Source organism: Chryseobacterium sp. PET-29 (assembly GCF_025736815.1).
Classification (GTDB): domain Bacteria; phylum Bacteroidota; class Bacteroidia; order Flavobacteriales; family Weeksellaceae; genus Chryseobacterium; species Chryseobacterium nepalense.
Genome location: NZ_CP107053.1, coordinates 345327 through 368032, shown reverse-complemented (window position 1 = coordinate 368032; position 22706 = coordinate 345327). Strand labels below are relative to the sequence as shown.

Sequence of the window (22706 nt, the reverse complement as noted above, 5' to 3'; positions counted from 1 at the left end):
TTATTAGTTTTTATTATGATACTGGTGCTCTTTAACCGTATTTCCATTCACATCTAAGACTCTGCTTAACCTGTTATAAGCATCATATTTGTAAAATTCCATCATTCCGTTGGGAGGAATAACCGTAGTGATACCCACCAAAGGATTATACGTGTAGCAGGTTACCATAAAATTTTGAAGAGCAGTATTATTTTTAAAAGAGTTCAGGGCATCTGCCAATACCTTTTCCGTTGTTTCTTCCTGGGCAGCGGTCGCATTGGCGTCACTATTAGAGGCATTCACAATTGCCGTGATCAGCGAAGCGGGAATATCCGACAGTTTGGCACCTTCTATTTTAGCGATAGGCACTGTTTTATTATATCCCCAGATAATTGTGGTTGGAAAACCTGCTGAACCCGCATCAGGAAAACTGGTATACTGTACCGGATTGCCTTTATCATCATAGAGATCATATGATATATTCTTAAAGGATTGGGATGGAGTATCCGGAAAATAGCTGATCTGTGATGTCGGATAATAATTTGAGCTGTTGTCAAATTTGGTTTCAGATTTTGAAACCAGCTTCCCGTTTCTTTTCATTTCAGCTTTTACCGGAACCGAAATAATTCCTGCATTCCAAAGCTTTGGAGTTTCCAGGGCTACACCCCACGGATAGGTAATATTCTGTTCATTTACTGTTCCATCAGATTCTGTTGTTTTTTTATAAATAATATTAAAATCTTTGGTGTCTCTTACTGTTTCCGAAGTCACCGTCAAGAGATCAGATCCGGTATGCGTGGTGGTTGTAGAAAACTGTTTTTTAATCATTGAATTTTTGCCGGCAGAAGTATTGGTCTGATAAAATTCATAGTCATTGGTTTCTTTGGCAACAATGGCATTCTCTTTATTATAGACTTCTGTTTTCTCGACAATACCGTTCATTAAAAGATTATAATAGTTCAGATCCGCAACTTTTAAGGTCCCGTCAGAATTTAGATTTTCAGGATAATCTTCCAGGGTTTTGACATAATACTTGGTATAGCCTCCATTTTGTCCTACCGTTTCTTTTACGTTTTTATAGACAACCCCTATTTCATCCTCATAAAAAAAGCCGCTTGTTTTCGTATTATCTGTAAATTTCTGATAGTCATAGCTTTTGGTCTGCGAGGGAACTAAGGTATTTCCGTCATAGTATTCGATCTTCTTAATGCGGACTCCTTTTCCTGTTGAATAATTTGGAAGCGGCTTGGATTTATAGCGGATACGCTTAATGACAACCGTTCCTTTTCCGCCCGTACCCGTGATTTTGATCGTATTATTTCCGGACATATATTTTTTATGTCCGTCGGATGTTAAAATTCCTGATGTGATTTCTGCATTTATGAAAGGATTTCCGTTCTCATCAACAATGGGGCTGTTATAATATTCATTTGCTATAACCCAATATTCCAGGTAGCTTGACCCTTCTGTATTGTCTGGGTTTGCTGGCAAATTAAAAAGGAGATTTGGGCCGAAGTTGGTATCAAAATTAATACTGGTAATATCCTGGTAATATTGCGCTTCCCGATCTGCTAAAACATACGGGGGTGCCGACATGAGCAGGTAATCATCCGTATTTTTGTTAATATAATACTGGTTAGGCTCATACTCATACTTAACGGTACTTCCTGTCGGAAATTTAATGCTTGTCAGTAAACCTAATCCCAAATATCTGGGATTCTCTGCCTCATTTTCAAAGCAGGGCTTATACGGGTTAACGGCTTCTGTCCATCCAACATTATCAAATGGATTCACGGCATAAAAGAATTCTGTTGCCTGGTACTCTGAGAGTAATGCATTGTATTTTAAAATCTTGCTGAGGATTCTTTTGTTCTGTGTTTCTGAATAAAGGCAAGGCGACGGCAATGCAGGGGTGTAACCGTAAGGGTAATTGTAACCGCTTAAAACCGACTGAAATGCATACTTCTGAACTACTTTTCCTGAAACGGTCTTCAGTTCTATACTTTCCAGTTGAAACGGATCAGAGTATGACTTTCTCTTAGTTGCATCAAAGGAATAGTTTACATTGATTTCACCATAGTCATGGGCTGTAATTTTTTTCGTTTTAAGACTTTTTACCGGGTACAGAATGCCCGCAGTACCAACTGTATAGTTATCTTCCTGATATTCAAATTTTAAAAGTTCCACCCCGTTTACATCCACAATTTTTGACAGGTAAAAGCCAACAGGAAATGTCTGAGGATTTCCAGCCATATAAGCATAGGAAATATCGGTCTTATCAAAGTAAAATTTGGTTCCCGCTTCATCGGTAATGATAAAGTTGTACTGTCCGTTTGGTTCGGTAAAAGTAATATTTAACTTATCATAAGTCAGTTTACGGAATATATTAACTCCGGATGAATTCTTGCTCAGGGAAAATTTTCCGCTGCGCCCCAATACATTATAATAATAAGTATCTTCAGGAAAACCGTTGAAAGGATTGATATTCCTGTAAATAAGAGCCGTTAATCCGTAGGTAGACCATCCTAAGCCCAGATCTGAAGCCTTATTGTAACGGCCTGAGTTATTGGGGTGGTAATTCATCCCACAATTAAGAGCAATATCTTTGCTATGCGTTGCCAGAGAAAAAAACGGAATATTGGTTTCCGGAATACCGGAAGATATGGCTACAGGAGATTTTACATAAGTCGGTAAAGAAGCCGCTGACGGAGCTGAAAGAAAATTCTCTTCAATAGTGGCCGACTGGGCTGAAATAAGGCTTACAGAAAACTTTGCTATAAGCAGTATTGTTATAAAGTTTTTCATTCTCATAGTTATTTCTTAATCAATTTAGCACTCGCTGTTTTGTTATCATTCGTCTTCACCGTCACCAGATACGCTCCCTGAACCAGGTTCTGTGTATTGATCTTGGTCACTTTATTTTTTGTTTTCAGGCTCTGCAATTGTCTTCCGCCCATATCATATACAACAATTTCTGCCTCGAACTTTCCATCACCCAGCTTCCAGCTTCCATCTTCCATTCCAATCTCCACATACGCATAATCACTCACCGGATTTGGGTAGATCTTGATATCCTGCTTTTCGATCAGCTGGTCAATCTGCCTGTCACCCAGCTTTACGATCTTCCAGTTTTCTTTGCCAAGCTCTTCGGCGCTGGTTCCGGCCAAAACTATAGAACCATCCCTGTTCAGCTTTATATCCGAAAGTCTTTCCTCTTTTTTCCTGGATTCTCCCTTCACATGCTTTCGCCACTGCTCATTGCCATTCTGATCCAGATACAGCATCCAGAACGTTTCATCATCACTTTCTATCCTTCCTTCAGCCTGGGTATAGCCTCCCAATAAAACGCCTTTAGACTTCCCGCTTCCATCTTCCTGCTTCCCGGCTATTACACTCATTCCCATCAATACATCCCGGTTCTTGAAATTGTAGGACTTCTGCCAGATCTCTTCTCCTCTTTCGTTGAGTGAGATCAGCCACAAATCGGTTCCTTCTTCAATGCCTACGGTTTTATTCCCTGACCGTTCAGACCTTGATTCTCCTCCGATTAAATAACCTGTAGAGGTTAAAGCTAATGTTCTCAAATGGTCATCGCCTTTTCCTCCGAAATTCTTTTCCCATTCTACTTTGCCGTCTTTATTGAGCTTGATGATCCAGTAATCACCCTCCCCGAAATTGCCGCTGGCTTTTGGCATCTGGCTGCTGGCTTTACTTCCCGCTTCCGGCATCCCGCTTCCAGCTACCGCTCCGCTTCTGGAATACACGCCCAACAATGCGCCGCCGTCTTTTGTAGGAATCATTTTCTCAACTTCATCCAAACCTTTTCCGCCTAAAATAAGCTGCGATAATTCTTTTCCGTTTTTATCTAATTTAATGACCAAAACATCTTTGGATCCGTAACCCAAAGTTCTCGTTCCCTGAGGCTCTCGAAGGGAACCTGTCATTATATTTCCCGCCACAAAGAACCCCATATCCGTGGTCTGAATTACTGCCCTGGCTTCTTCATCCGAACTACTTCCAATCGTTTTCTGCCACAATTCATCCCCGAATTCATTGATTCTGATCAGCCAAAAATCAGATCCGCCTTTGGATTCTTCTTTTTTGTCTAAGCCTTTCCCGCTGAATGAAGTTCCTGCTAAAACGAATCCACCGTCCTGAGTGTTCACCGTAGCCGAAAGGAAATCATGGTTCTGCCCCGAGAAATATTTCTCCCAGACTTCTTCGCCCTGCTGGTTTAATTTAACCAAATGAAAATCGTAACCGTTGTTGGGCTGCTGGTTGTTGGCTAAAGCAGCGGTCCCTGAGGCTCTCGAAGGGATGCTGCTTCCTGTTATTAAATACTGCTGGTCGATAGTGGTGGTAACCTGGGAAAGAAAATCCTGGGTGGAGGATTTGATGTCTTTCTGCCAGACTACTTCCTGGGCAGAAACCCCCAGAACAGAGCACAAGAACAGTGCTCCTGAGTAGATTTTATTCATTCCTAATGTTTATTTCGAGTTGTGTTGATTATTAATTTTAAATCGCCGCAAAAATACTTATTTTATACAAGCTGGGGAAAAACTACAATATCAATTTATTATGAATTTGATCAGATAAAATATTTCCCCTTATTATAAATATCATTCGCAAAACTATAATCCATTAACGACAGAACATGTCGTTTCTTATATTAACATGATGAGAAAAATCAGGTAACCGTTGGAATGGATATTAAAACTCAAATAAGAGGCTGTCGAAGATTTGACCAATATACAATCTCTAATTACGGAAGGCTGAAAAGCCTGGAACGGCAGGCGTCTTCGCTATTCGGAAGGAGTAGCAAGGCTTATGTATTATCACTTTATTGAAAAGTTTGATTACAGCGATCGGGGTATTTCCATCATGTCCAAAGACGGGGACAGCCTACATGTACACCAGTCGAATGTACAAAAGGAAAGCAACATTTACGGCTAACCGGGCAAGGAACCGAAATGTTATTTATTAGCAGGAAAGATTAAAGTAATTAGTTTTTCTCTGACTGATATATATTTTGTTTAATCGTTGGCATAAATTGAGATATAATACCGGTATTTTTCTGATAACAATACCCGATTATCATCATTATCAACGCAGGTAATAAAAGTATTAACCCCTCAGTTGCAAAGTATTTATGAAGCAATAAAGCCGCTAAAATGAGAATCCATCCCGATATGAAATAGTAATTTGCCAACCAGCAGCTTCGGTATTTCGGGTCTTTCTTTCGGTAAGGAATGATAATAAAGCTAACATGTGCAAGAATGGCTCCGGTTAAAATATCAATGACATGATGTTGATAGGTAGTCAATGTTGAAATTCCTAAAAGAATCAGCCAAATCATTAGAAACATCCGCCAATTGGTAAGATCTTTAAATACCGACCAGAATATAAAAGCAAAAGCAATATGCAGCGAAGGTGACTGGTTAAAAGGTGAATCAAAAGTATGTAAAAAAGAAAAAGGAAGTTTCAGGATACTGTTGGATACCTCCGGTTTTGTCAATGAAAATCGTAAAGGAACCGTAATAAAAAATATTCCGGCGATAATAATTACAAAAAGCATCCTCCATGTTAATATTTTTAGTTGATTTTTATTTTTACATGAAAAAAATACGAGACAGAAAAAAAATCCGCTTGCCATATACGGAACAATTGATAAAGGCACGAATGGAATTGATCTCTCAAAGTCAAAAGTAAATGATGGCAGATGCCCTAAAGAAGTAGCATGCCACGTACACAGATTGTAGACAGCCATGAATACAATTGTACAGACGGATAATGCAAAAGCCTGCTGCCGGATTTTCAATTGCTTTTCAGTCATTGATCTTTTTAACATAACTATTTTAAAAAAATGATATATAATGATGTACCAAAAAATCCCTGATGCACAGGTTTCTCTATAAAAATTATTTTTATGGTACTTGCTATTACGCTCTTACAGCGTTCAGTTGCATGAAGGGCGTCGTCTTAAAAAAACAGCCGGAATTTCTTCCGGCCATGAGTTGATTAATTACTTCTTTTTCTTCTTTGACGATATAACGCTTATGGCAATAGCAGTAACGGCCGCCGTTGCAGCCATCTTCAGTAGAAAATTCTTTCTGTTGTATTTCCATTCTGCTCCCCAGCCACGCTCGGCAAAAATATTGGGCAAATGACCTTTTTTTAAGTCATCAATAATCCCTTCCAATGCACCGACGCGATCTGCCAATACCAGCGGAAGCCACCTGCCATAGCTTGATTCACTGTATTTAAAAGCAAATTTTCTGATTTCTCCGTTAAGACCTTCCGGCGGTGATGCCGTTCCAAAAGCAGCGGTTAAATTAGGCCGCTCTACTGACTTCAAAATTTCAACGTCTTCAGGCTGCTGTTCCGGTCTTTGCCAGGCATAACCTTCATGTTCTTCGTTGGTACGTTTCTTCATGGGATAAACGGGATCATTTTCAGGATCCGCATCAATTCCCCAGCCTTTTATATGAGTATAATCTGCCTGTTCACTTTTCTTAAAGTCGGAAGGCTTTGTTTCGTCTGTAATCATGTTGTACTATTTTTGGGTTAAAAACTTTTAAGCAGTTGGCGGAATAAGCACAGTCTTTATGCAACCGTCAAGCTTTCTTGAAAATATATGATACGCATCCGCTACTTCTTCCAGCGGAACGCGGTGAGTAATGATTTGTTTCGGATCAAGAATTCCGTTTTTTACGTGTTCGATAAGCTTAGGCAAGTGACGTTTCACCGCCGCCTGGTTAGCCCGAATCGTAATTCCTTTATTCACCACATTCCCTATCGGAACCAAAGCATCCGTAGGACCGTAAACCCCTACAATAGAAACAATTCCACCTTTTTTAACGGAATTAATAGCCCAATGAAGTGCCGTTGTAGAGCCACCCTGTAAAAGTAATTTTGTTCCCATGACAGTATTCATGAAATTTCCTTTCGCCTCGCAGCCTACGGCATCAATGCAGACATCGGCACCCAGAGAATCAGTCTGTGTTTTTATGAAGACCACGGGATCGCCGATACTGTTAAAATTATAAGCTTCGCATTGTGCATATTTGGCCACAAAATCAAGCCTGTATTCCAGCTCGTCGATGACAATTACCCGTCCTGCTCCAAAAAGCCATGCCGATTTAGCCGCCATAATACCGATAGGTCCCGCACCGAAAACCACTACCGTATCGCCTTTCTGAATACCCGCCATTTCTGCTGCCTGATAACCTGTAGGAACTACGTCTGTAAGAAGCACGGCATCATCGGGATCCATCCAGTCGGGAATAACGGTTGGGCCTACATCTGCGTAAGGTACGCGGGCATATTCTGCCTGTCCGCCCTGATATCCTCCGGCGGTATGGGAATATCCAAAAATACCGCCTACTGCGGTGGCCATCGGATTAGATTCATGGCAATTGCCGTACAGCTCCTGCTTGCAAAAGGCACATTTACCACAAGAAATATTAAAAGGGACCATAACCTTATCCCCTACTTTAAGGTTTTGTACAGAAGAGCCGATTTCAACGACTTCTCCAATAAACTCATGCCCAAAAGTAGTGCCGGTACGAGTATCGGGAACAAGGCCATGATAAAGATGCAGATCCGAACCGCAAATGCAGGATCTTAATACCTTCACAATAGCGTCTTCCGGATGTTCTATTTGCGGCTCGGGCATATTGCGGTCTGCGCGCACGCGGAAAGGTCCGCGGAAATTCATTGCTAACATATATGTATATTTTGTTGGTGATGCCATAGGTAAAGCAAAACAGAGACCGCCATAACGGCTTTTACTATAATTCCAGCACTATGTGGTATCTAAAGTTTTTTTGAAAAAGTATGTGGTAATAAGCAGATTGTTAATAAAATTTAAAAAATAGTAGATCATTTATTAAAAAGATGTCTGCAAATTGAAAAAGATTATAATTACAGCGATTAATCGGCCTTACATTAATTTTTATATATCAAAATTGTAAAAAAAAATCCCGGCCAAACCGGGATTTCAAATTTCATATTCAAGCTTACTTAATCTCCACAGGAACCGAGATTTTATCCCAATCCATGGTGAATCCGTTTTTGTTGATCTTGTAAACCAACGCTTCCTGGGTGGTTGGTAACGCTTTTGTTTTTACATCTACGCGTAAAGCATCTTTCGCCTGATCGTATTTATAAGCGCCCCATTGTTTTGGCTCTTTGTTGAAGATAGCCGTCCACAAACCGCTGGCTTTAGGGATCAGGAAAAAGCTGTATTTTCCGGCCGGAAGTTTTTTACCCTGAACGGTAATGTCTTTACTCGTTTCAAAAGTAGTGGCTTCATTGGCACCGGCACGCCAAACTTTATCGTAAGGTTCCAGTCCGCCCCAGATCGTACGTCCTTTCACGGAAGGACTGCTGTAATTGATAGTAATGTCGGCATCTTTAATTTTCCCTGTCGCAGTCATTGGTGGACTTGCCGGTTTTTTAGTTTCCTGTGCAAAGGCATTTACGGAAATCGTCATGGCCGCAACAAGAATGGTAGCAGATTTAAAAATTGTTTTCATAACACTTTATTTGTTTGTTGTCAAAGTATATTTTTCAGAATGATATTTTTTACCTGTTCTTAGGCTGATGTTACCTTTATGCTAATAATACGCTCGCAGATCGGGCAGATTTAGCAGATTTTTTTGCGTAGATATCTGCGTCATCACCATAATTTGCGTGAGCTTTGGTTTTCTGCCAAAATGTAACCAGGCTTTTTATCTTATTCTTTTTCGTTTACGAATGTACTGCTTTCGGCTTATAAAACAATAACCCAATTGCTGAAAATAAAATGACCGCCGCAGCGCCGATGACATTGAGCCACAGGAAAGAAACAATATCGAACTGATAAACGGCAATAATCACAATTTCAGAAAGAATTGCAGAAATAAAAACGTTTTGACCGTTAATTTTTTTATAGTAAAAGGCGACCAGGAAAATCCCCAATATCGGACCGTAGAAAAGGGAGCCTAATACATTCACCGCTTCAATAAGAGAACCCATCTGCGTGGCAAACATCGCTACGCCAATCGAGAAAATTCCCCAAGCTAACGTATGCAGTCGGCTGTACTTCAGTTCGGTTTTCTCATCCGGAATTTCTTTTCTGAATATCAGATGAATATCTTTTACCGAGCAGGCTGCCAGAGAATTCAGCGCCGCAGAAATGGAACCCCAGCTCGCTAAGAAAATGACTGCAAACAATAACCCGATCATTCCGGCAGGCAGGGTATTTTTTACGAAATACAGAAAAATATAATTGGTATCCGTTTTTTCCGCGTTATAATTCGATGTATTGATTGCTTCCTCTACCCTTCCGTGGAGTGCTTTTACCTCAGCCTGCGTGTTTTTAAAATCTTGAATTGTTTTGTTAAGCTGAGGAGAATGTGTCTCTTTTAATTTTAAAATTTCTTTCGATTCTGCATTAAATTTTGCCTGCAAATCCCGATGCTCTTTTTCGAACACCGCGGCCTGTTCAGGTTGCATCTCTTTCAGATTCTGATAAGAACGTTCATTAAAATAAATCGGAGCAGGCTTCAGGGAAAAGAAGGCGAAAAGCAAGGCACCGATGAGAAGAATTGAAAACTGCATCGGGATTTTAACCAATCCGTTCAGCAGCAAACCCATTTTTGCATTGGTATTGTCTTTTGCGGTAATATACCTTCCCACCTGACTCTGATCTGTCCCAAAGTAAGAAAGTGCCAGAAAAAAACCACCAATCAGTCCACTCCAGATATTGTATTTATCTTTCCAGTCGAATTCTGTGGTAATGACATTCAGCTTTCCGGATTTCCCGGCCAGATAAAGGGCGTCTTTAAAACCGATTCCGTTCGGCATATTTTCAATAAGCAGATAACCGGCGAAAGCCATGGTTCCCAGAATGATAAGGAACTGAAATTTTTGGGTATGGGCGATCGCTTTTGCGCCACCGACGTAGGTATAAATCAACAAAATGCCACCTGTTAAAACATTGGTCAGATAAATATTCCAGTTCAATACGCTGGATAAGATGATGCTCGGTGCATAAATGCTGATTCCTGTGGATAATCCTCTTGAAAAAAGGAAAAGCAGCGAAGTGAGCACTCTTGTTTTTTTATCAAAACGGTTTTCTAAATATTCGTAAGCCGTGTACACATTCAGACGCTGAAAAATCGGGATGAAGGTAATACAGATAACGATCATCGCCAAAGGCAGACCAAAATAATACTGAACGAAACGCATACCATCAGTATAGGCCTGACCCGGCGCCGAAAGAAAAGTAATAGCACTTGCCTGAGTTGCCATAATCCCGATCAGCACTATATACCACGGCATTTTATTATCTGCTTTCAGGTAAGACTCGTTGCTTTTTTGGCCACGGCCTATATAAACCCCGTAAATCACCACTGCAACGAGGGTAAAGATGAGAACAGTCCAATCTATAGTACTCATGACCAGAATTTAGTAAAACAATAATAAAATACAATCTGAAAAACCAGCGCAGCTGCCAATAATATATACCAGAGATTCCAATTTTTAAGTTTTTTGTTCATCAGTTTTTCTGTGCAGATAAAAAGTTTAAAAATAATCTTGCGGCACCTGCGTTTCCGGCAGGCAGCTGTCGGAAAAATGCCAGCGGCGTATAAATAAAATTACCCTTTCCATATTTGGCATATAAAGTTGAGCCTTTCAGCGGCTCCTCGCCGGTGTCATGCATTTCGAAAAGCGGTTCATAAGCGGCATCCCATTGATCAGGAAAATAAGCGCCACGTTCCTGTACCCAGCCGTTGAAATCATTTTGAGTGATCTTATTCGGGAAGTTCAGTAACTTATGATTAGGGTTTAAGAATGTAACCTCAGCATTTTCTTCAGTTACCCGTTTATTGGCGATATGCAAATTATATATTCCCAGCTGGTCAACGGTTGTATCCTGATTGGTGTTATACTGCATCACCAGATTTCCTCCGCCTTTCACATAAGACCATAAAAAAGGCATCCAGCCTCCCAGTTTTTTCTCTGTGTTGTTGGCACGAACTCCCAGTACGATAGCATCATATTGCGACAGTTTGTTCTGAGTCCCGTTTCCAGATTCATTTACATTGCCGTAGAAATCTTCGTCTTTCAGAATATCTACCTGAATACCTGCAATGCGAAGAAACTCAGGAATGAAATCGCCGGCGCCTTCGATGTACCCTACTTTTTTAACATTCGTCTGAATATCACCTTTCATAACAGTAACCGATGCCAGTGCAAAATATTGCAGGGAAGGTAAATGCGGATACTGGATTAATACCTGTTTTTTGTCATAAGCTATCCCATCTGCCAGAAAATTCGCCTCCAGTTGCAGGTGATCCGATTGTATTGAAGCCAGCTTCGTTTTTGGAATTATATAATCTACGGTAAAATATTTTCCATTAACCGATTGTAAATCACCACCGCCTAATCGTTCTCCATTATACATCAGGTTTACTCTTCCATTGCTTAAAGGTTTATCGGAATTGACTTTAAAATTTAAACTTACCCGTAAATCTTCATTTTCTTTAACCAGATAAAGAGGTTGCGTAAATTTTACTTCTAATGCAGGAACAATGCGTAAAGGTTCGACGACATCGCCGCGTACAGGGTCCAATTTCTTAAATGATAAAGGAAGCTTTACCTGAAAATTTTCCGAACCTATTTTTAAAGTCAGTAAAACATTCAATGGTGAATCTGTCTCGGGTAAACCGACCAAAGTATCATTCGGAACAGAGAAAGTCGCCGCATTTGCGGGTGGTTTTGCTAACCAGTAAGGCTCCGTAAGTGCTGCATCTGCAGGAATCTGAATATCTTGCTGAATGGTAATTAATGAATCTTTTGCCAGTTTTCTGTTGAACTTTTCTGACTGGGTTAACCATTTTATATGTTCTAAAACGACAGGGCTTTCAGCTCTTGAAATCATATTCAACCTGAAATTGTATTGATCGCCGGCAACAGCTTCAGCCCGATTGGTAACGACTTCACCCATAAATCCTGCACAGCTTAAAATAATATGATCAAGAGATTTAATTTTATCCTTTTTCAGGTCTGAATCCTTTAATGCCATTACCTTTTTCCTCAAAACAAGCAAAGCGGGCAAACTAAGGTCCGGATGATTGAAATTGAATGTAGAAATAATCTTATCCAAAGCCTGGTCAATATCGGGACTTCCTTCTTTAGTCCAGGTTTTACTGATTCCGTCAAAAAGACTTGTTTTTGCAGGCTCACCATCAACATGTGAAAAATATTCGGTTTTAATTCCGGCTACAGACTGTGTTCCTGCACCCTGACTTTTATGCAGACTTCGGCTTAATCCGGCCAGCTCTCCGTAGCCCATTCCCAGTTGGGCATCATATTGCCCAACCGTGATTTTCAGTTGATTTTCAGCGGTTGTATTGACCGAACCAAACCTAAACGTATTCCACAATACGCGTTTTGGCTGCCATGCATTAACATATTTCAGCTGATTCGGGAAAGCCGCTTTATCACCGGCGAGCTTAAAAGCTTTTTCTGCGACCACTGCCGAAGCCGCATGTTGTCCATGACCTGCCGCAGCTGTAGGAGGAAAACGACAAATAATCACATCAGGACGGAATTTTCGGATTACCCAGACCACATCAGCTATAATACTGTTTTCATCCCATTGTTTAAAAGTATCAGTTGTATTTTTGGAAAACCCGAAATCAATGGCGCGGGTAAAAAACTGTTGGGCGCCGTCCAGCTTTCTTGCTTCTAAAAGCTCATGCGTTCTGATTAAACCCAATGCAGCACCCTGTTCGGTGCCTAATAAATTCTGACCGCCATCACCTCTGGTTAAAGACAAATATCCTGTTTCCACATTCCGGTCGTTTACCAGCCAGGAAAGTAGACCTGTATTTTCATCGTCGGGATGTGCTGCAAGGTATAAAACTTTAGGCAGGTTTTTGAGTGTTTTAAGTTCGCGGTAAATTTCAGAAGATTTTGCAGGCCGGACCTGTTGAGCCGAACAAAAACCCGTATAAGCGCTAAGAATAAATACAATGAAAACTTTTTTGAACATTTGAATTGGCTTTGCAGGGCAAATATAAGTAAATCGTTTTTCTTAAAATTAAACAATAAGTATATAGTATAAAAATGCAGTTATTATGATGAATCACTCTTTAAAGGTCTTAAAAAACTAATGAAATTTATAAGTTAAGCGAAATAGTAAAACTTCTACATTATAATTCACCATTTTCAGGAAAACTTTCAATATCATGATTTTTTATTCCTTTTAAGGAACTGTTTGTGGTGGTTTCATCGTACATTTTAACGACACTAAGATCTCCATTTGCTTCAATAACCACAGCAAGTATTTCATCTATATTCTCTATACCTTTCTGGCGGATGGATGCCAGAATTTCTTCTTTGGTAACCGATTCCTTTTCCATATTGCTTTCAAGATAGATGCCCTTATAAAACAAAAGCTTCGGTGATGAATTGAGTAGCTTCTCCATAACTTTCGACTTGCGGGAAAGTTTTGCGAATAATAACTGCATGGAAATAATAAGGAATAATACAACGACACCTTCAGTAAGGCTCACTTGTGCAAGCATCATATAAGCCAGGACCGACCCGAGTGTTACCGTTACCACAAAATCGAATGCATTAAACTTGGCGAGTGTACGCTTTCCTGAGATTCTTATAAACAGAAAAAGTGTTACAAAAGAAATGACGGTAAGTAACGCAACATGCCCTACTTTAGTCCAGCTTTCAAAAAATATATTATCCATAGGAAGTGTTTTTAAATTAATCCTGACTTATTGATGTTTATCAAGTACATCTGCAAACATCCAACCATTAGATTTTTATAACATTTATCAGTTATTTAAATAAACAAAAGAAAATCATATGTTAAAAGCTTATTTTCAACATACTCTTTGAATTATTCTCATAATATAATATGTGCTTAAATCTATTGCAAATCGCACAGGATATTTTATTCTCATTTCAACTTAACCTATTAAAAGATAATCTAAATTTGTAAACAAAATAACAACAGTGAGTAAAATACTGGTCATCGACGATGAAGAGAAAATAAGAACACTTTTATCTAAAATTTTAAGTCTTGAAGGATATGAAGTTTTCCAGGCTTCAGATCTCAAAAATGCGATGAAAAGACTGGAGTTTAGCGATATAGACGTTGCAGTATGCGATGTAAAGCTTCCGGACGGCAGCGGAGTGGATTTTGTGAAAAAAGTAAAAGAAAAATATCCCTCGCTGGAAATTATTCTCTTAACTGCTTACGGCAATATTCAGGATGGTGTTCAGGCGATTAAAAACGGGGCTTTTGATTATATTACAAAGGGCGACGACAATAATAAGATCATCCCACTGGTCTATAAGGCACTGGAAAAGGTTTCTCTCAATAAAAGAATTTCCCAGCTCGAAAAACAGTTGGGAAACAAACATTCATTTGAATCGATTATAGGACATTCCAGAAAAATAAAATCTGCGATCGAATCTGCGAAAAAAGTAGCGACCACTGATGCAACAGTACTGCTTACCGGTGAAACGGGAACCGGAAAAGAAGTTTTTGCCAACGCTATTCATAATGCAAGCAACCGTACAAAGTATAATTTTATTGCCGTAAACTGCTCTGCCTTCAGTAAAGAACTATTGGAGAATGAACTCTTCGGACATAAAGCAGGAGCCTTCACCGGAGCCGTAAAAGATTCGAAAGGAATTTTTGAAGAGGCCGATAAAGGGACCGTTTTCCTGGATGAGATCGGCGAAATGCCAATGGATCTTCAGGCTAAATTATTACGTGTTCTGGAATCCGGAGAGTTTTTAAAAGTAGGAGACAGTAAAACTACTAAGATAGACGTAAGAATTATTGCAGCGACCAATCGGAACCTCGAAAAAGAAATAGAAAACGGAAATTTCCGGGAAGACCTTTTTTACCGCATTAACATTTTTACCGTACAATTACCGCCTCTTCGGGAAAGAGTGAGTGATATCGAAGAGCTTACTTATAACTTTCTGAAGAACTTTTCTCTAAAAACCGGCAAAAAAATATCCGGCTTTTCAAAAGAGTACGGAGAAGCCCTGAAAAAACATCCCTGGAAAGGAAACATCCGTGAGCTACGGAATGTCATTGAAAGAAGCACTATTCTTACCGATGGAGAGGAGCTTCAGGTAGAATCGCTCCCTCAGGATTTTCAATATGATCAGGAAATCAATATAAAAGGTAAAATCCTTTCGGCTTTTGAGCTGGCAGGTGCCGAAAAAATTCATATCCAAAAAGTCCTGAACTATGCCAATGGAAACAAAACCAAAACGGCAGAACTTTTAGGCATCGCGCTTACAACATTATACAGGAAAATAGAAGAATATCAGATTAAGTAGAGAGGTAAGAGGTGAGAAATAAGAAGTAAGAAGTAAAAAGTAAGAAGTAAGAAGTAAAAAGTGAAATGGAAAACGTAATAAATATTGCAGCGAATTTCACTCCTCTCACCTGTCACTTCTCACTTTTTACTTTCAATTGCCAGTTCTCACTCAAATAAATCCTTTCATAATAACAGCATCAACCCTTTCATTTTGAAAGGGTTTTTTGTTGTTTAAAATCTATATTAAATTTTAATATGTTGAAATTCAATATTTTATATAAAAAATTCTCAGCTGGACCAGCATTTGAAAAATAGTATGGCATAACAATAATCGTTCGCTATGCAAAAATGGAAAATCAGGATGTACAGGAAAACAAAGACCTGGCATTTATTAGCAATCTTCTATGGCCTTTTGGTCTGCTTCGCAATTACATACAGAATTTTTAATCAATAAAACATGACACTTTTATTAACCATCTCGGGTATTGTACTTTTTGTACTTTTTTTTCTAACCGTAAAATATTTTGAAAAAATATGACAGCATTATTCATCATCGCCATCGCCGTATTTGTTTACATAGGCTACGTGCTGATAAAACCGGAAAAATTTTAAAACCGGTAAAAAAGTGAAACGTGAAAAGTAAGACGTCCTTCTGATGTTCTTTATTGTAGCTAATCACCACTTACCTCTTATTTACAACATCTAACTATCTAAAAAATGAATACAGAAATTACAGGAATTTTTCTTATGTATGCTCTCGTGGTTTTGTTTGCAATTCCGCTGGGAAGATATATGGGAAAGATCTTTACCAAAGAAAAAACCTGGCTGGATAAAATTTTCAATCCTATTGACCAATTATTTTACAAAATTTCCGGTGTAAATCCTGAAAAGGAAATGAACTGGAAACAACACCTTGCCGCTTTACTCACCATCAATATCGTTTGGTTTCTCATTTCCATGTTTGTGCTCACCAATATGGAGTGGTTACCACTCAATCCGGACTATAACCCTTCAATGAGTGGAGATTTGGCATTCAATACAGCAGTGAGCTTCGTTACCAATACCAACCTTCAGCATTACTCGGGGGAATCCGGATTATCTTATTTAGGACAATTAACCCTAATGCTTTGGCAGTTTATCTCTGCAGCCTGCGGTATTGCTATTGCTGCCGTTGTTTTCCTTGCAATGAAAGAAAGAACTACAGATAAATTAGGGAATTTCTATTATTTATTCATCAGAACCTGTACAAGAGTTTTATTTCCAATTGCTGTAATGGTAGCTTCTTTATTGGCTTTCAGCGGAACTCCGATGACTTTTGAAGGGAAAGACACCATCACCACTTTACAGGGAGATCAAGTGGAAGTAAGCCGCGGCCCGGTAGCCGGATTTGTAGCCATCAAACAGCTGGGCACCAATGGAGGCGGATTTTTCGGTCCAAATTCTGCACATCCACTGGAAAATCCAAGTTATTTTACCAATATTGTAGAAACAGTATCGATAATGCTGATTCCGATTGCGATGGTATTTGCGATGGGTTATGTTTTAAAAAGAAAAAAACTGGCATGGACAATTTTCGGAGTGATGACTGTTGGATTCCTGTTGTTATTAACCCCAACGATAGTTAATGAAATGAATGGAAACCCTGCTATTGAAAAAATGGGAATCACTCAGAATTTAGGAAGTATGGAAGGAAAAGAAGTTCGTTTCGGACCTGTTGCTTCAGCATACTGGGCCATTAACACCACCGTAACCAGTAATGGTTCTGTGAATGCGATGCATGATTCTCTGACTCCGCTTTCAGGAATGAATACCATGCTCGGAATGATGGTCAATGCATTTTACGGAGGTGTGGGTGTAGGTTTTCTCAACTTTTACATCTTCATCATTCTTGCTGTTTTCATCAGTGGACTGATGGTAGGAAGGACCCCTGAATTTTTAGGCAAGAAAATAGAGGCAAGAGAAATGAAAATTGCAATGATTATTGCACTTCTCCACCCGTTGCTGATTCTTGCAGGAACTGCAATTGCAAGTTATATGGTGGCCCACAATCCCGCTGAATACGGCAAATGGCTAAATAATCCGGGCTTTCACGGCTTCAGTGAAATGCTGTACGAGTTTACCTCATCAAGTGCCAATAACGGAAGCGGCTTTGAAGGACTGGCAGACAACAATCCATTCTGGAATATCGCCTGCGGAATTGTAATGCTAATGGCGAGATATTTACCCATTATAGGTCCGGTAGCTATTGCAGGAAGCCTTGCTGCCAAAAAATATATTCCGGAAAGTGCAGGAACCTTAAAAACAGACACCGCGACATTCGGTTTAATGGTATTTGCGGTAATTGCTATCGTGGCAGCCCTGTCATTCTTCCCGGCTTTGGCTTTAGGACCTATCGCTGAGTATTTTAGTATGTGAGAAGTAAGAAGTAAGAAGCTAGCTGTTAAAGGTAATGCAACTCGTGCAAAACATCCCAATCCCTCTCACGTCTTACATCTCACGTCACCTCTCACTTTTTACTTTTACATCTTACTATTACCCTACTCACTAAGCAATTTTCGCTTCAAACCATAAGTAAGTTTACCAATGGTTTCGAGTTTATGATTTAGCAAATTAAAATCTTCATCAGATAAAAATTCTAACTCTACTGAAATGATAAACAAGGTATCAAGTTCTGCAATAGAACCAATAGCAATATCAAGAAATCTTACAAATTCTTTCTTACTCGCTCTTGCAGCACCTTCAGCAATATTTAGAGAATTGATAATGCAGCTCTTCGCATCTGCGAAGTAATGCCAAAAAGTTCTTCTTTAGGAAAAGAACTGGTAATCAGATATAAATCTTTTATTAACCAAATGCTGTCGCTCCAGGCTTTTAAGTTTCTATGAGGTTTCATCAAAAATGTTTTTAAAATAATAAATATATGTACAAATTCTGGAAGTTAATTAAAAGTAAAAAATTAGAGGTTCTAATAATCAACTTTTTACATTTTACATCTTACTTCTCACATTTTACTTCTAAAAAATAAAAAAATGAAAGGAAATAACAATTTGTTTCAGGCAGAATTAGTTAATGAAGCGCTGAAACAATCATTTATAAAATTACACCCGGCAAAAATGTTCCGAAATCCGGTAATGTTTATGGTGTACATAGGAACTTTGGTAATGGCAGGCGTTTGTTTCTGGATTGCCTTGGGAGAACAAAGCCAGGGAAGTCTGGTCTACAATATTATCGTAACATTAATATTATTCATCACTTTACTTTTCGCCAACTTTGCTGAAGCTATCGCAGAGGCAAGAGGAAAAGCGCAGGCAGATTCGCTGAGAAAAACAAGAGAAGAAACGCCTGCAAAAATGCTGACTTCAAATGGAGAAATTAAAATAGTTCCGTCTAATCAACTGAAAAAAGGCGATGTATTCGTTTGTGAAACGGGAGATATAATCCCATCTGACGGAGAAATCATTGAAGGATTGGCAACAATTGACGAAAGTGCCATCACCGGAGAATCGGCTCCCGTAATCCGTGAAGCCGGCGGTGATAAAAGCAGTGTAACGGGAGGCACAAAAGTTCTTTCTGATAAAATAAAAGTGAAAGTAACAACGGAACCCGGCGAAAGCTTTCTTGATAAAATGATTGCCCTGGTAGAAGGTGCTTCCAGACAGAAAACACCAAACGAAATTGCTTTAACTATTTTGTTGGCGGGATTTACCTTGGTGTTCATCATCGTTACGGTTACTTTAAAACCATTCGGTGATTATGCCAATACACCGATTACTATTGCTGCATTTATCTCTTTATTTGTATGTCTTATTCCTACTACCATCGGAGGATTGTTATCAGCTATCGGTATTGCGGGGATGGACAGAGCTTTGAGAGCCAATGTAATCACTAAAAGTGGTAAAGCAGTAGAAACTGCGGGAGACATCGATGTTTTATTACTGGATAAAACCGGAACGATTACTATTGGAAACAGGAAAGCCACCCATTTCTATCCTGCGGATGGAATTAGTGAAAATACATTGATTAAAGCTGCGGTTTTAAGTTCAATGGCTGATGAAACACCCGAAGGAAAATCCATCATAGAACTTAGTGAAAAGTTAGATGTAAAAGGTATTGTGAAGGGAGAACTGGCACTTCTTACTTCTCACTTCTCACCCGCATACATCAATTTCACAGCAGAAACAAGAAGTTCCGGTATTGATTATGAGAATACACGAATCAGAAAAGGCGCAACTGATGCAATTAAAAATATTGTTACAAATTCGGGCAATATATTTCCGGCAGAAGTTGAACAGAAAGTCAGGGAAATCTCTCAAAACGGCGGAACACCGCTCGTGGTTTCAGAAAATGAAAGAGCACTTGGGGTTATAGAACTTCAGGATATCATCAAGCCGGGAATCAAAGAGCGTTTTGACCGTCTGAGAAAAATGGGTATTAAAACGGTGATGGTAACCGGGGATAATCCTTTAACCGCAAAATTCATTGCTGAAAAAGCGGGTGTTGATGATTTTATCGCAGAAGCAAAACCTGAAGATAAAATGAATTACATCAAAAAAGAACAGGCAGAAGGAAGGTTGGTCGCCATGATGGGTGACGGAACCAATGACGCGCCGGCTCTTGCTCAGGCCGATGTGGGTGTAGCAATGAACAGCGGAACCCAGGCTGCAAAAGAGGCCGGAAACATGGTGGATCTTGATAACGACCCAACAAAACTGATTGAAGTTGTGGAAATCGGAAAACAGTTATTGATGACCCGTGGAACGCTTACAACCTTCAGTATTGCAAATGACGTAGCCAAATATTTTGCGATCGTTCCCGCTTTGTTTATTGCTTCAATTCCGGCTTTGCAAGGTCTTAACATTATGGGACTCCATTCACCTGAATCTGCGATTCTTTCAGCTGTAATTTTCAATGCAATTGTAATCCCGATGCTGATTCCGCTAGCTTTGAAAGGAGTGGCCTACAAACCCATCGGTGCAAGCGCATTGTTAAGAAGAAACCTTTTGATCTATGGTTTAGGAGGTGTTTTAATTCCATTCATCGGAATCAAAATTATAGATTTAATCGTATCAGTTTTTATTTAAAAAGTAAGAAGTAAGAAGTGAAAAGTAAGAAGTCAAATTTGTTTATAGAACTTTAGCCTTTGTTTTACCTATGCTTCTTACTCTCATCGTATCCATATTTAATAACATTATTGTGAGAAGTGAAAAGTAAAAAGTGAGAAGTGAGAAATGAAAAGTCAGATTTATTTACGCTTTAACAGTTACTTCTTACCTCTAACTTCTTACTCTCAATCATATCCATTTTATTTAATAACATTATTGTGAAAAGTAAAAGTGAGAAGTGAAAAGTCAGATTTGTTTACGTTTTAACAGTTACTTCTTACCTCTAACTTCTTACTCTCAATCATATCCATTTTATTTAATAACATTATTGTGAAAAGTGAAAAGTCAGATTTATTTACGTTTTAACAGTTACTTCTTACCTCTAACTTCTTACCTCTCACTATTAAAACCAAATATTCAAAACTATGAAACAAAATATATTACCAGCCATCAGATTAACATTATTCTGTGCTGTGTTTTTTTCAGGAATTTATACCTTTTTAATCTACGGAATAGCTCAGGCAGCTCCGAATAACGGAAAAGGAGAAATCATTTTACGTGAAAAATCAAATGTTAAAAGCAAGCAGTCCGGAAAAGCTTCTAACTTACCAAAAACTTCTTACTATTACGCCAATATAGGACAGAAATTCGATAAGGATGAATATTTCTGGTCCAGACCTTCCGCGGTAGATTATAACGCTGCAGGAGCGGGAGGAAGTAATAAAGGACCTTCTAACCCCGATTATCTTAAAGAAGTTGAAGGAAGAATTGAAAATTTTCTGAAACACAACCCAACGGTTAAACGGTCTGAAATTCCTTCGGATATCGTTACAGCAAGCGGTGCAGGTCTGGACCCGAACATTTCTGTACAGGCTGCCAGAGTTCAGGCCCAAAGAATTGCCGACATCAGAAAAATCGACATCAATACGGTAAACACACTTATTGAAAAAAATATCGAGCCTCCTTTCCTTGGAATATTCGGAACTGAAAAAATTAATGTTTTAAAACTCAATATCGCATTAGACGGTTTGAAGTAATAAGTAAAAATAGTGAAAGGTAAGAAGTGAGAAGTATTTGAAAGCTTTTCATTGATTACTATCTTTTTACTTTTCACATTTTGCTTCTAACCTCTTTTAATAAAATTTAAAATGAAAAGAAAATTATCATTACTTGCATTCGTAATGCTTGGTGCAGTTTCTACACTGCAAGCTCAGGAAGAAACTAAAAATCCTTTAAAAATCTCCGGTTATGCAGAAGTATATTACCAGTATGATTTCAATAATCCTGAGAACAATACAAGACCCGGATTCGTGTATAGTCACAACAGGAACAATGAGGTAAACCTTAATTTAGGATTTGTAAAAGCCAATTATGAAACTGAAAAATTCAGAGCCAATATTGCGTTAGGCGCAGGAACTTATATGAATGTCAATTACGCAGCAGAACCCGGCGTTTTAAAAAATATTTATGAAGCGAACATAGGGGTAAAAATATCAAAAAACAAAAACCTCTGGATTGATGCAGGTGTAATGCCATCACACATTGGTTTTGAAAGTGCGGTCAGCAAAGACTGCTTTACTTTGACAAGAAGTATTTTGGCAGATAACTCGCCTTATTTTGAAAGCGGTGCAAAAATCTCTTATACCAGTGACAGCGGAAAATGGTTTTTGAGCGGACTTGTTCTGAACGGATGGCAGAGGATCCAGCGTGTAGACGGAAATTCTACGGTTGCCTTCGGACATCAGCTCACTTTTAAACCTAATGAAAAGATTACTTTAAACAGTAGCTCTTTCATAGGCAATGATAAACCTGACAGCATCAGACAAATGAGATATTTCCACAATCTTTACGGAAGTTTCCAGATCAGTCAAAAGTTTGCCTTTATCGCAGGTTTTGATATCGGTGCAGAACAGAAAGCTAAAGGAAGTGAGCAGTATAATGTTTGGTACTCTCCTGTCCTGATTGCCAAATATGCTCCAACACAAAAACTAAGCTTTGCTGTAAGAGGCGAATATTACAGCGACGAAAAAGGCGTTATCATTGCAACGGGAACAGAAAACGGATTCAAAACTTTCGGATATTCTTTCAATGCAGATTACTGGATTCTCCCTAATCTTGTCTGGAGAACAGAACTTAAGAATTTAAGCAGTAAAGATGACATCTTTTTGAACCGGGATAATATTCTGAAATCAAACAGCCCATCTGTAGCAACCTCATTGGCGGTAAGCTTTTAATGAAAAGTGAGAAGTAAGAAGTGAAAGGTAAAAGGTGA

At 39.0% G+C, this 22706-nt stretch carries 17 protein-coding genes; 6 read left to right on the top strand and 11 right to left on the bottom strand.

The annotated features are described in order from the left end of the window. Window positions 1–3: 3 nt before the first annotated feature. From ODE14_RS01580 to ODE14_RS01540, 9 genes are all read right to left on the bottom strand, one after another. Entirely contained in the window at window positions 4–2784 is a 2781-nt protein-coding gene (locus tag ODE14_RS01580) for a hypothetical protein (protein ID WP_263602691.1), read from the bottom strand. A gap of 8 nt (window positions 2785–2792) precedes the next feature. After that, window positions 2793–4457: a T9SS type A sorting domain-containing protein gene (locus ODE14_RS01575; RefSeq protein ID WP_263602690.1), complete on the bottom strand. Its 1665-nt coding sequence runs from the start codon at window positions 4455–4457 to the stop codon at window positions 2793–2795. A gap of 524 nt (window positions 4458–4981) precedes the next feature. Then, window positions 4982–5827, bottom strand: a complete 846-nt coding sequence (locus ODE14_RS01570) for a phosphatase PAP2 family protein (protein WP_263602689.1) — start codon at window positions 5825–5827, stop codon at window positions 4982–4984. Window positions 5828–6001: 174 nt separating this feature from the next. Next, the gene (locus ODE14_RS01565; protein WP_248393990.1) at window positions 6002–6526 is read right to left on the bottom strand and encodes a hypothetical protein; all 525 of its coding nucleotides are present in this window, start codon (window positions 6524–6526) and stop codon (window positions 6002–6004) included. A gap of 27 nt (window positions 6527–6553) precedes the next feature. After that, complete coding sequence (locus ODE14_RS01560) at window positions 6554–7705, bottom strand: zinc-dependent alcohol dehydrogenase (RefSeq protein WP_248393992.1); 1152 nt, start codon at window positions 7703–7705, stop codon at window positions 6554–6556. A 292-nt stretch (window positions 7706–7997) separates the two neighbouring features. Beyond that, window positions 7998–8516 (bottom strand): DUF2911 domain-containing protein, encoded by a 519-nt coding sequence (locus ODE14_RS01555; protein WP_263602688.1) that lies wholly within the window; start codon window positions 8514–8516, stop codon window positions 7998–8000. A gap of 214 nt (window positions 8517–8730) precedes the next feature. Further along, window positions 8731–10422: a sodium:solute symporter gene (locus tag ODE14_RS01550; RefSeq protein WP_263602687.1), complete on the bottom strand. Its 1692-nt coding sequence runs from the start codon at window positions 10420–10422 to the stop codon at window positions 8731–8733. Window positions 10423–10522: 100 nt separating this feature from the next. Next, a complete protein-coding gene (locus tag ODE14_RS01545) occupies window positions 10523–13024 on the bottom strand; it encodes a PIG-L family deacetylase (RefSeq protein ID WP_263602686.1) in 2502 nt (833 codons plus the stop codon). 160 nt (window positions 13025–13184) lie between these two features. After that, window positions 13185–13736 (bottom strand): DUF421 domain-containing protein, encoded by a 552-nt coding sequence (locus tag ODE14_RS01540; protein ID WP_263602685.1) that lies wholly within the window; start codon window positions 13734–13736, stop codon window positions 13185–13187. Window positions 13737–14004: 268 nt separating this feature from the next. Here ODE14_RS01540 and ODE14_RS01535 point away from each other — a divergent pair, with 268 nt between their 5' ends. The 3 genes from ODE14_RS01535 (at window position 14005) to kdpA (ending at window position 17747) form a co-directional block, all read left to right on the top strand. Next, window positions 14005–15351 (top strand): sigma-54-dependent transcriptional regulator, encoded by a 1347-nt coding sequence (locus ODE14_RS01535; RefSeq protein ID WP_263602684.1) that lies wholly within the window; start codon window positions 14005–14007, stop codon window positions 15349–15351. Between the two features lie 515 nt (window positions 15352–15866). Further along, window positions 15867–15944 carry a potassium-transporting ATPase subunit F gene (locus ODE14_RS01530; protein WP_248394956.1) on the top strand — a complete coding sequence of 26 codons (78 nt, stop codon included), beginning with the start codon at window positions 15867–15869 and terminating at the stop codon, window positions 15942–15944. 105 nt (window positions 15945–16049) lie between these two features. Further along, a complete protein-coding gene (gene kdpA, locus ODE14_RS01525; RefSeq protein ID WP_263602683.1) occupies window positions 16050–17747 on the top strand; it encodes a potassium-transporting ATPase subunit KdpA in 1698 nt (565 codons plus the stop codon). Window positions 17748–17869: 122 nt separating this feature from the next. Here kdpA and ODE14_RS18710 read toward each other — a convergent pair whose 3' ends face one another. Both ODE14_RS18710 and ODE14_RS01520 read right to left on the bottom strand, forming a co-directional pair. Continuing rightward, a complete protein-coding gene (locus ODE14_RS18710) occupies window positions 17870–18025 on the bottom strand; it encodes a four helix bundle protein (RefSeq protein WP_412059351.1) in 156 nt (51 codons plus the stop codon). Between the two features lie 56 nt (window positions 18026–18081). Beyond that, on the bottom strand, window positions 18082–18225 hold the full coding sequence (locus ODE14_RS01520) for a four helix bundle protein (protein ID WP_263602682.1): 144 nt from the start codon (window positions 18223–18225) through the stop codon (window positions 18082–18084). A gap of 136 nt (window positions 18226–18361) precedes the next feature. Between ODE14_RS01520 and kdpB the strand changes: the two genes are divergently transcribed. The 3 genes from kdpB (at window position 18362) to ODE14_RS01505 (ending at window position 22668) form a co-directional block, all read left to right on the top strand. Further along, a complete protein-coding gene (gene kdpB / locus ODE14_RS01515; RefSeq protein WP_263602681.1) occupies window positions 18362–20413 on the top strand; it encodes a potassium-transporting ATPase subunit KdpB in 2052 nt (683 codons plus the stop codon). A 446-nt stretch (window positions 20414–20859) separates the two neighbouring features. After that, entirely contained in the window at window positions 20860–21471 is a 612-nt protein-coding gene (locus ODE14_RS01510) for a K(+)-transporting ATPase subunit C (protein ID WP_263602680.1), read from the top strand. A gap of 111 nt (window positions 21472–21582) precedes the next feature. After that, window positions 21583–22668, top strand: coding sequence for a porin (locus ODE14_RS01505; protein WP_263602679.1), 1086 nt, complete (start codon window positions 21583–21585; stop codon window positions 22666–22668). Window positions 22669–22706: the final 38 nt, after the last annotated feature.